We start from the raw sequence: 10,959 nt of genomic DNA on the forward strand, positions 1-10,959 counted from the left end.
TAAAGGATGCAAGCTCAACATGCATTTATTCAACTTAAATCAATTATAGCGCTTTTTCTAATAATTTGGGCTTTGCAAAAATCATTCTACCGGCAGATGTTTGCAAAACGCTCGTGACGAGTACATCAATATGCTTACCAATATAATCACGGCCATCTTCTACAACGATCATCGTACCATCATCTAAATAGGCGACTCCCTGGTTATGTTCTTTTCCATCCTTGATTACCTGGACGTTCATTTCTTCCCCCGGTAGCACAACAGGTTTAACTGCATTAGCGAGATCATTGATATTTAAGACAGATACCTGCTGTAGTTCACATACCTTGTTTAAATTAAAATCGTTTGTCACGACAATCCCGTTTGTAAGCTTTGCAAGCTTGACCAGCTTGCTATCTACCTCTTGAATTTCCTCAAAATCACCTTCATAGATTTCCACTTTAATCGCGAGCTCTTTTTGAATACGATTTAATATATCAAGACCACGGCGGCCTTCTGAGGAATCAGCAATGTGCTGCAGCTCTGCAAGAACAAATTGAGGAATCACGATGGTCCCTTCCAAGAAGCCTGTTTGACAGATGTCAGCAATTCTACCATCGATAATAACACTCGTATCTAGAATCTTCAAAGCATTTCGACTCTCTTTTTCTGGTTCTTCTTCCGTAGCCTTTTTCTTCTTGTTTGCAAATAAACCGAGCAATTCATCGCGCTTTTTAAAACCGACCGAGAACCCTAAATAACCAAATAAAAGCGTCAACAAAATGGGTGCTACTGTATTAACAACCGGTACTTCAATGGCATTAAGAGCGTACCCAATTAAAAAGGCAATAATAAGTCCAAAAGCAAGCCCTAAACTACCAAAAATAATATCTGTAATTGGTGCTCTTACTAATGTCTCTTCAAGCCACTTTACAAAATTCACTACATAGTCTACTGCCCAAAACGTTATAAGATAAAAAATAATAGAGCCCAAAATGACGGAAACATAGGGATTATTTATTAGAGGAATGTCATCAAAATTCACTAGTTTTAATAAATCAGGGATTAGAAATAGTCCCAGTGTTCCTCCGATAATGAGGAAACAAGCTTGAACAATTCGTTTTAACATTCCTTCACCTCCTTTTTATTCATTATAAACAATTTGCAAAAAACGAAACCTATTTCCAAATATATTTTACTTTTTTTAGTCAATAAAATCTTTGTTATTCTTATCCAATTCGTGATAACTACATTTAGATTAGCACCTTCAGAAAGAATGTGTCAAACAATTAATTTTTTAGCTTAACACAATACCACAAATAGTTCAATGGTCTTTTATTTATAGGTTTCAATATACCTATAAATTTATTTGAAGCTTCGATCCGCAAATAACTGATCCTTTAATAGCTTTAATCCATCCTTAATCTTTCTAGCCCTCACGTCGCCAATCCCTTCGACCTCGTCCAGTTCCGCTACTGATGCTTTAATAATAGTAGGAAGATCGTGAAAACGGTTGATTAAATTCTCGATAATGACTGTTGGTAATCGTGGGATTTTGCTTAGCATCCGATATCCACGGGGGCTCTTTACTTCATCAAGGTGGACATACCCCTGATAACCGAACTGCTTTAATACAAGGTTATCTTCTATTACTTCCATATGTGCAAAATCGTGCAGCTTTCTCATGACATCGCTGACGTTTACATTTCTTGAATGTGCATAATCCTTAATAATCAGCTTTGCTTCCTTTTCCATATCAATCAAAAGCTCATTCATCTGTAGCTGAATCAGTCTTCCCTCCGTTCCTAATTCACTTAGATAGTTGAGTAATTCATTCTTAATTCTTAGTACCATGGTAAATCGATGCATTGTTTGTAAAAGGTCATTATAAGTAACAAGCTCTTCAAACTCTAAAATACTAAGATTAGCGACGCTTTGCTCTAAAACCACTTTATACTTTTCTAATGTCTGTATAGCTTGGTTAGCCTTTGCCAGGATAACGGCAATCTCTCGGAGTGCGTAACGAAACTGACCTTGATAGAGGGTAATGACATTTCTCCGTTGTGAAATAGCGATAACGAGAGCGCCTGTCTGTTTCGCAACCCTTTCAGCTGTACGGTGACGCATTCCCGTTTCAGACGATGAGATGCTGGTATCAGGAGCTAATTGTGCATTGGCAATTAATATCTCGCTACCTGATTCATTCAAAATAATAGCCCCATCCATCTTAGATAGCTCATACAAATAGCTTGGAGAAAAAGGACAATGAATCTTAAATCCACCATTAACAAGTGTTTGTACCTTATCATCACAGCCTAAAACAATTAATCCACCTGTATTCGCCCGGAGGACATTATCAATGCCCTCCCGAATAGGTGTTCCAGGGGCCATAAATTGTAAGATTTTGCTCACTTGATCGCCATACCTTTTGTTTTCCACTCTTTATCCCCCTAAAGCAGCTCGTAGTGCTTCACCGACAGAAGCAACCCCGATTAATTGTATTCCATGTGGTCCTTTCCAGCCGCCAAGATTATTTTCCGGTAGAATAACCCGTTCAAAGCCAAGTTTAGCAGCTTCCTGCACCCGTTGTTCGATACGGGAAACCCGCCTAACCTCTCCAGTTAAACCTACCTCTCCAATCACACAGTCTGTTGGTCTTGTCGGTGTATCACGAAAACTGGATGCAATGCTTACCGCAATCGCTAAATCGATCGCTGGTTCATCTAGTTTCACTCCGCCAGCTACCTTTAGATACGCATCCTGATTCTGCAGGAGCATCCCGACTCTTTTCTCTAGCACAGCCATGAGCAGTGGAACACGATTGTGATCAATCCCGGTTGCCATTCGCCTCGGATTGCCAAAGCTCGTTGGTGAAATCAACGCTTGAATTTCTACCAGTACAGGTCTTGTTCCTTCCATTGATGCTACAACTGTAGATCCTGCTGCACCTTGAGAACGCTCCTCTAAGAATATTTCTGAAGGGTTATCCACTTCCTCGAGACCGGACTCCTTCATCTCGAATATGCCCATTTCATTCGTCGAACCAAAACGGTTTTTTACGGCACGAAGAATACGGTATGTATGGTGGCGCTCCCCTTCAAAATATAATACCGTGTCAACCATATGCTCTAACAAACGAGGTCCGGCGATAGAGCCTTCCTTTGTGACATGGCCAACAATAAATATCGCGATGCCTTTTGTCTTTCCAATTCTCATCAGCTCGGATGTACATTCCCTTACTTGTGAAACACTTCCCGGAGCCGAGGTGATTTCCGGATGAAAAACGGTCTGAATAGAGTCGACAATGACAAAGTCAGGATTAACATTTTCAATCGTACGACTAATTTCCTCTAGGTTTGTTTCCGCATATACAAGAAGCTTATCCGAGGATATCGCCAAGCGTTCTGCTCTCAGTTTTGTTTGACGCAATGATTCCTCTCCGGATATATATAAAACAGAGTGTTGCTTTACAGCTAGTTGTGATGAGACCTGCAGAAGCAGCGTCGACTTACCAATTCCCGGGTCGCCACCAATGAGAACTAACGATCCCCTGACTATCCCGCCCCCTAAGACACGATTCAATTCTTTTGAATCAGTAAAAATACGCGCTTCGTTAACTGTTTCTACAGCTGTTATCGGTGTCGGCTTCGCAGCAATCTTTGATTCCTCTGTGTGTGCGAATGCCCCTCTTCTAGAGGCTGTCTTTTCCACTTCCTCCACCATACTGTTCCAATTCCCACAGCCTGGACATTTCCCCATCCATTTAGGAGATTCATATCCACACTCCTGACAAATAAATTTCGTTTTTCTTTTAGCCAATTGCTTCACTACCATTCTATTGTGTTTAGATATATAGTATACGGGTTTTCCGCGGGTATGAGTACCTAACAACAGACTACCGCTTATATTTTACTAAAAAGAGGTACACGAATATATCCCGTGTACCTCTTGCTGTAGCCTTAGTTTTGCAGTTGTGATTCAGGCTGTTGTTCTGATGCTTTGATTGTAAATTCATCGTTCACTACATCAATGATGACTATCTGTCCGGTTAAGACCGTTCCCTTTAAAAGCTCCTCTGATAAACGATCCTCAATATGCTTTTGAATCGCTCTACGCAGTGGACGGGCACCGTATTCCGGATCATATCCCTCAACTGAGATTTTTTCTAAAGCAGCATCTGTAAGACTAAGCGTAATATTCTGCTCTTTTAGACGCTTTGTTAATTGCTCTGACATAAGAGAAACAATCTCCTTCAGATGCTTCTTCTCTAATGCATGGAATACGATAATTTCATCAATACGATTCAGGAATTCTGGACGGAACGCCTTCTTCAATTCCTCCATTACCTTGCCCTTCATATCCTTGTAATCCTGATTAGAGTCCTGAATGTTAAAGCCAACGTATTTATTTCTCTGTAATGCCGAAGCACCTACGTTAGATGTCATGATTAAGACAGTATTTCGGAAGTCCACTGTCCGACCTTTAGAATCCGTTAATCTCCCATCCTCTAATACTTGAAGCAGAATATTAAAGACATCTGGATGCGCCTTTTCAATTTCATCTAATAGTACAACAGAGTAAGGCTTTCTTCTTACCTTTTCAGTCAGCTGGCCGCCTTCCTCATAGCCGACATAGCCTGGAGGTGATCCAACAAGTCTTGAAGTGGAATGCTTCTCCATGTATTCAGACATATCAATTCGAATCATCGCATCCTCATCACCGAACATCGCTTCAGCTAATGCCCGAGCTAATTCAGTTTTACCTACACCAGTAGGTCCAAGGAATACGAATGAACCAATTGGTCGTTTTGGATCCTTTAAGCCTGCACGCGCACGGCGAACAGCCTTAGAAATAGCAATGACTGCCTCTTCCTGACCAATCACGCGTGAGTGGAGAATCTCTTCCAGCTTCAATAGCTTATCAGTTTCAGTTTGCTGCAGTTTGGAAACTGGGATTCCAGTCCAGCTCGATACAACACTAGCAATATCATCAATAGTAACTTCGCTGTTTTCCTTTCCTTGCTTTTCCTTCCAAATCTTCTTTGTTTCCTCAAGCTGCTCACGTAGGCGCTGCTCTGAGTCTCTTAATGAAGCTGCTTTCTCAAATTCCTGGCTTTGAACAGCTGCATCCTTCTCTTTTCTCACTTCTTCAAGCTTTACTTCCAGCTCCTTTAAGTTTGGAGGCGTAGTATATGAGCGAAGACGAACCTTTGAACCCGCTTCATCAATTAAGTCAATGGCTTTATCAGGAAGGAATCGATCTGAAATATAACGGTCAGACAGTTTGACAGCTGCATCAATAGCTTCATCTGTTATAGAAACTCTATGATGGGCTTCATATCTGTCGCGCAGTCCCTTTAAGATTTGAATCGATTCTTCTGCAGTTGGTTCATCCACCATAATTGGCTGGAAACGTCGCTCTAATGCAGCGTCCTTTTCGATATATTTACGGTACTCATCTAGTGTTGTTGCCCCGATACACTGCAGTTCGCCGCGGGCTAGTGAAGGCTTTAAGATATTAGAAGCATCAATCGCACCTTCTGCACCACCGGCACCAATCAATGTATGAAGCTCATCGATAAATAGAATAATATTTCCTGCTTGACGAATTTCATCCATTACTTTCTTTAAACGGTCTTCAAACTCACCACGATATTTTGTACCTGCTACAACAGTACCCATATCAAGAGTCATAACTCGCTTGTTACGCAGGATTTCAGGCACTTCATTATTAACGATTTGCTGGGCAAGCCCTTCCGCAATAGCGGTTTTACCGACTCCCGGTTCACCGATTAAAACAGGGTTATTTTTTGTTCTTCTGCTTAACACTTCAATTACACGTTGAATTTCTTTGCTTCTACCAATCACTGGGTCCAAGCTTCCTTCACGGGCAATAACGGTAAGGTCGCGCGCTAAGCTGTCTAGAGTAGGTGTATTAGCACTGGCTGCAGAACCACCCTGGTGTGAGCCGGATTCGTTGCTTCCAAGTAGTTGTAGGACCTGCTGACGAGCTTTATTTAAGCTTACGCCTAAATTGTTCAGCACTCGCGCTGCAACGCCTTCACCTTCACGAATAAGTCCTAAGAGGATATGCTCTGTTCCAACATAGGAATGACCCAGCTTTCGTGCTTCATCCATGGATAGCTCTGTTACTTTTTTTGCACGTGGTGTGTAATGAATGGACCCGGCTGCATCCTGGCCTCTGCCAATCAAATCCTCAACTTCCTTCTGGATTTTCTCTGAGCTTAATCCTAATGCATACAAGGCCTTTGCTGCTATTCCCTCGCCCTCACGGACAAGCCCTAATAAAATATGCTCTGTTCCAATATTATTATGACCTAATCGAATCGCTTCTTCCTGGGCTAAAGCCAGCACCTTTTGCGCTCTTTCTGTAAATCGTCCAAACATCATGTCCACTTCCTCCCTACTCTTGTTTTTCTAAATTTAGTCTTTCTCTTATGAGAGTAGCCCGACGAATATCCCGTTCATTAGGTCTTAATGGACCACCGGCATATTGCTGTAAAAATCCAGGCTGGGTTAATATCATCAATTCATTTAAAATATTCTGGGAAATATTTTTAATATAACCCATATCAATACCAAGTCTTACATCTGATAAGCATCTGGCTGCTTCCTTCGTTTCAATAATCCTGCTATTTGCTAACACTCCAAAGGAACGGTAGACCCTATCTTCTAATTGTATATTTGAAGTCTTTGATAATGCTTCACGGGCTGAACGCTCCTGTGAAACTATCTGACTGACAACACTCTTTAAGTCTTCTACGATATCCTCTTCAGATTTACCTAATGTAATCTGATTGGAAACCTGAAAGATGTTACCTAATGCTTCGCTGCCCTCACCATAAATTCCTCTAACAACTAATCCTAATTGGTTAATAGCCGGAATAATCCGGTTCATTTGCTGTGTGAGAACAAGGCCTGGAAGGTGCATCATAACAGATGCGCGAAGTCCGGTTCCGACGTTCGTAGGACAGCTTGTTAAATATCCAACTGTCTCATCAAATGCGTAAGTTACAGAATCCTCAATCCAGTCATCGATTTCATTCGCCATTGCTAATGCCTCTTGCAGCTGTAGTCCCGGAAATAAGCATTGAATTCTGATATGATCTTCTTCATTAATCATAACACTAATTTCTTCATTTTCCGAAAGTAAGCATGCTCCATGATTTGAGTCTTCAGCAAGATTTGGACTGATTAAATGTTTTTCTACTAATACTCTCTTTTGGAGAGGCTGCAGTTCCTCCATAATGAGTAAATCCATCTCTCCTGCCTTTGTAAATGGGAGACTCTGCATTCTATTTTTTATTATTTGAATGACTTCTAGCGCTTCCTCATTTGAATAAAGCAGTGGAAAGCGATATTGGTCAATATTTCGCGCTAACCGTACTCTTGAGCTTAGGACAATATCGGAGTCAGGGCCTTCAGCGCTCATCCAAGAGCATACGGCTTGATTCAAAAAACGCTCCAGCGACAAGTTATTCCCCTCCCCTAGCAGTTTCATCTAATTTTCGATCCAATGAGCGGATTTCATCTCGAATAATGGCGGCCTTTTCAAATTCTTCGTTTGCAATTAAATCCTGCAGCTGTAGCTTTAACTCACCAATATTTTTCATAATATGCATGGTACCGCCAATTCTTTTAGGAATTTTACCATTGTGAGAAGAGTTTCCACTATGAAGCCTTTTATAAATTGGCTTTAATTGATTTTTAAACGTAGTGTAACAATTTGAACAGCCGAATCGACCAGTTTTTACGAATTGGGGAAATGTCATTTTACAATGCTCACACTGTAAAATCTCCTGTTTTTCAAACGGATTATCTTGTGCCTTTTTGATTTTTGGCTCTATATTAAACAAACCCGCCAATATATTATTAATCGAGAACCCCGATGGATTTGCAAGCATAAACATTTCGCCTTTTTCGGAAGCACACTTTTCGCAAAGGTGAAATTCCTCTTTTTGACCATTCACTATTTTTGTAAAATGAAGTGTTGCCGGTCGCTGATTACATTCCTGACATACCATGGTATCCACCTCTTTACGATCCTAATCATTTATTTATATTTTAATGTCTGAAGCATTGCTTTCAACATTCTTGCTCGAAGTTCGTCACGGTGAGGGAGATCAATATATAAAACAGATCGATCAATTACACTAAGCATTATTCTAGCTTCCCTGTCCGTAATAATCCCTTCATCAACAATTCGAAATATAACATCTTCCGCACTGCTTTGAGTTACTCGGGCATGAATAAGGTTCATCAATTGATCAATTAAATCCGCGTGATCATATGATTGAACCTTCATAATTCGAATATAACCTCCGCCACCGCGCTTACTTTCAACAACATAGCCTTTTTCGATTGTAAATCGTGTATTTATTACATAATTAATTTGTGAAGGAACGCATTGGAATTTATCGGCTATTTCATTGCGCTTGATCTCTACTAAATCTTTCTCACTCATCTCTAAGACTTGTTTTAAGTAGTTTTCAATAATATCCGAGATGTTTCTCACCAAGCTTCCTCCTTTCTGACTTTGACTATATTTGACTTTTATTATACATGATTTGCGCTGCTTCTGGCAAATAATCAGACTTTAGTAATTTTCCCATATTTACTTCTTCTCAAACCCGATGTGAGGTGAATTTATTATGATTGAGGCAGTTCGTTATATGTATATGTTAAATGATGATAAAAGAACCAAAAAAACCGCATACAATCGATTGCATGCAGTGTTTTATATGATTTTGACTTTTCATTTAGATAAAACACAAAAAAAAGAGTACCCATTCGGATACCCTCTTGCTTGGCGACGTCCTACTCTCACAGGGGCAAAGCCCCAACTACCATCGGCGCTGAGAAGCTTAACTTCCGTGTTCGGGATGGGAACGGGTGTGACCTTCTCGCTATCGTCACCAAACTATTTGGTTTGAGGACTTGTTCCCTCAAAACTAGATAATGCTGAAGAAAAAGGACGAGTAATCAACATTGTTGAATCGAGCTGCGGCGCCTAGGAGCTCGAGGTCTTAAGCCATGCTGTCAAGAAGGTTAAAGAACAACCTTCTCGACAGCCCGACTTAAGCTTGTCGCTCCTGGCAAGGCGCCTCCGCATCTAAATTTGGTTAAGTCCTCGACCGATTAGTATTTGTCAGCTCCACGTGTCACCACGCTTCCACCCCAAACCTATCAACCTGATCANGGCTACGCATCGTCGCCTTGGTGAGCCGTTACCTCACCAACTAGCTAATGCGCCGCGGGCCCATCTATAAGTGACAGCCGAAGCCGCCTTTCAGCTTTCCCTCATGAGAGGAAAAGAATTATCCGGTATTAGCTCCGGTTTCCCGAAGTTATCCCAGTCTTATAGGCAGGTTGCCCACGTGTTACTCACCCGTCCGCCGCTAACCTTCGGGAGCAAGCTCCCTCAGATTCGCTCGACTTGCATGTATTAGGCACGCCGCCAGCGTTCGTCCTGAGCCAGGATCAAACTCTCCAATAAGATTGTTTGACTTGCTCATAAGTTGTCTTTATTAAAAAAGACTAAAAGTTAAAACGTTGACGTTTTTGTTTGTTTAGTTTTCAAAGAGCAATTGTTGCAGAAACAACTTTAATATATTAACAATAAAGTAAATCATTGTCAATGCTTTTATTGGTGGAGCCTAGCGGGATCGAACCGCTGACCTCCTGCGTGCAAAGCAGGCGCTCTCCCAGCTGAGCTAAGGCCCCGTTTTTTGTTTATAATGGTCGGGAAGACAGGATTCGAACCTGCGACCCCTTGGTCCCAAACCAAGTGCTCTACCAAGCTGAGCTACTTCCCGAATAAATGGCGCGCCCGAAAGGAGTCGAACCCATAACCTTCTGATCCGTAGTCAGACGCTCTATCCAATTGAGCTACGGGCGCATTTATTATTATATTTATGTTTTTTACTATTGTAAAAAAACATTGGTGCCGAGGACCGGAATCGAACCGGTACGGTAGTCACCTACCGCAGGATTTTAAGTCCTGTGCGTCTGCCAGTTCCGCCACCCCGGCATGTATGTTCTGGAGCGGAAGACGGGATTCGAACCCGCGACCCCCACCTTGGCAAGGTGATGTTCTACCACTGAACTACTTCCGCGTATAAGTTGATTAGTTGTTAGCTAGTTAATATTTAGAAAACTTTTAGTGCGGGTGAAGGGAGTCGAACCCCCACGCCTTGCGGCGCTAGATCCTAAGTCTAGTGCGTCTGCCAATTCCGCCACACCCGCATATTATGGAAAGTTATTTTTCCAAAGAAAAAAAACTTTGGTGAGCCATGAAGGACTCGAACCTTCGACCCTCTGATTAAAAGTCAGATGCTCTACCGACTGAGCTAATGGCTCTAAAGAAATTCTGGTGCCGGCCAGAGGACTTGAACCCCCAACCTACTGATTACAAGTCAGTTGCTCTACCAATTGAGCTAGGCCGGCNAGCTCGCGTACCGCTTTAATGGGCGAACAGCCCAACCCTTGGGACCGACTACAGCCCCAGGATGCGATGAGCCGACATCGAGGTGCCAAACCTCCCCGTCGATGTGGACTCTTGGGGGAGATAAGCCTGTTATCCCCGGGGTAGCTTTTATCCGTTGAGCGATGGCCCTTCCATGCGGAACCACCGGATCACTAAGCCCGACTTTCGTCCCTGCTCGACTTGTAGGTCTCGCAGTCAAGCTCCCTTGTGCCTTTACACTCTACGAATGATTTCCAACCATTCTGAGGGAACCTTTGGGCGCCTCCGTTACTTTTTAGGAGGCGACCGCCCCAGTCAAACTGCCCACCTGACACTGTCTCCCGCCCCGATCAGAGGCGCGGGTTAGAAGTTCAATACAGCCAGGGTAGTATCCCACCGACGCCTCCACCGAAGCTGGCGCTCCGGCTTCTCAGGCTCCTACCTATCCTGTACAAGCTGTACCAAAATTCAATATCAGGCTACAGTAAAGCTCCA

At 42.3% G+C, this 10,959-nt stretch carries 7 protein-coding genes, 7 tRNA genes, 2 rRNA genes and 1 other annotated feature; all 16 genes read right to left on the bottom strand.

What is annotated here, in order from left to right:
• Positions 1 to 43 precede the first annotated feature (43 nt).
• Positions 44 to 1,108 (bottom strand): PIN/TRAM domain-containing protein, encoded by a 1,065-nt coding sequence (locus BQ5321_RS23470; RefSeq protein ID WP_071396739.1) that lies wholly within the window; start codon positions 1,106 to 1,108, stop codon positions 44 to 46.
• 236 nt (positions 1,109 to 1,344) lie between these two features.
• Entirely contained in the window at positions 1,345 to 2,418 is a 1,074-nt protein-coding gene (gene disA / locus BQ5321_RS23475) for a DNA integrity scanning diadenylate cyclase DisA (RefSeq protein ID WP_071396740.1), read from the bottom strand.
• 3 nt (positions 2,419 to 2,421) lie between these two features.
• On the bottom strand, positions 2,422 to 3,798 hold the full coding sequence (gene radA, locus BQ5321_RS23480) for a DNA repair protein RadA (RefSeq protein WP_071396741.1): 1,377 nt from the start codon (positions 3,796 to 3,798) through the stop codon (positions 2,422 to 2,424).
• A 140-nt stretch (positions 3,799 to 3,938) separates the two neighbouring features.
• Positions 3,939 to 6,389, bottom strand: coding sequence for an ATP-dependent protease ATP-binding subunit ClpC (gene clpC, locus BQ5321_RS23485; RefSeq protein ID WP_071396742.1), 2,451 nt, complete (start codon positions 6,387 to 6,389; stop codon positions 3,939 to 3,941).
• A 13-nt stretch (positions 6,390 to 6,402) separates the two neighbouring features.
• On the bottom strand, positions 6,403 to 7,473 hold the full coding sequence (locus BQ5321_RS23490) for a protein-arginine kinase McsB (RefSeq protein WP_071396743.1): 1,071 nt from the start codon (positions 7,471 to 7,473) through the stop codon (positions 6,403 to 6,405).
• A gap of 1 nt (position 7,474) precedes the next feature.
• Positions 7,475 to 8,023, bottom strand: coding sequence for a protein-arginine kinase activator protein McsA (locus tag BQ5321_RS23495; RefSeq protein WP_071396744.1), 549 nt, complete (start codon positions 8,021 to 8,023; stop codon positions 7,475 to 7,477).
• A 29-nt stretch (positions 8,024 to 8,052) separates the two neighbouring features.
• Positions 8,053 to 8,517 (bottom strand): CtsR family transcriptional regulator, encoded by a 465-nt coding sequence (locus BQ5321_RS23500; protein ID WP_390622177.1) that lies wholly within the window; start codon positions 8,515 to 8,517, stop codon positions 8,053 to 8,055.
• A gap of 286 nt (positions 8,518 to 8,803) precedes the next feature.
• Positions 8,804 to 8,919 (bottom strand): 5S ribosomal RNA (rrf, locus tag BQ5321_RS23505).
• Positions 8,920 to 9,102: 183 nt separating this feature from the next.
• Positions 9,103 to 9,448 (bottom strand) — a sequence feature (16S ribosomal RNA rRNA prediction is too short).
• A 198-nt stretch (positions 9,449 to 9,646) separates the two neighbouring features.
• Positions 9,647 to 9,722 (bottom strand) — tRNA-Ala (locus BQ5321_RS23510).
• A gap of 15 nt (positions 9,723 to 9,737) precedes the next feature.
• Positions 9,738 to 9,814, bottom strand: a tRNA-Pro gene (locus tag BQ5321_RS23515).
• A gap of 6 nt (positions 9,815 to 9,820) precedes the next feature.
• A tRNA-Arg gene (locus BQ5321_RS23520) sits at positions 9,821 to 9,897 on the bottom strand.
• Positions 9,898 to 9,940: 43 nt separating this feature from the next.
• Positions 9,941 to 10,029: transfer RNA gene (locus BQ5321_RS23525), tRNA-Leu, on the bottom strand.
• Between the two features lie 10 nt (positions 10,030 to 10,039).
• Positions 10,040 to 10,114, bottom strand: a tRNA-Gly gene (locus BQ5321_RS23530).
• 48 nt (positions 10,115 to 10,162) lie between these two features.
• Positions 10,163 to 10,244: transfer RNA gene (locus tag BQ5321_RS23535), tRNA-Leu, on the bottom strand.
• Between the two features lie 38 nt (positions 10,245 to 10,282).
• Positions 10,283 to 10,358 (bottom strand) — tRNA-Lys (locus BQ5321_RS23540).
• Between the two features lie 62 nt (positions 10,359 to 10,420).
• Positions 10,421 to 10,959, bottom strand: a 23S ribosomal RNA gene (locus tag BQ5321_RS23550); the annotation flags it as partial.

The sequence above is a fragment of the Bacillus tuaregi genome (genome assembly GCF_900104575.1).
Taxonomy (GTDB): domain Bacteria; phylum Bacillota; class Bacilli; order Bacillales; family Cytobacillaceae; genus Bacillus_BD; species Bacillus_BD tuaregi.

What these genes read in the sequence shown, in the direction of transcription:
- BQ5321_RS23470 (WP_071396739.1), bottom strand. Translation starts at nt 1,108, where the DNA reads ATGTTAAAACGAATTGTTCAAGCTTGTTTCCTCATTATCGGAGGAACA.
- BQ5321_RS23495 (WP_071396744.1), bottom strand. Translation starts at nt 8,023, where the DNA reads ATGGTATGTCAGGAATGTAATCAGCGACCGGCAACACTTCATTTTACA.
- clpC (WP_071396742.1), bottom strand. Translation starts at nt 6,389, where the DNA reads ATGATGTTTGGACGATTTACAGAAAGAGCGCAAAAGGTGCTGGCTTTA.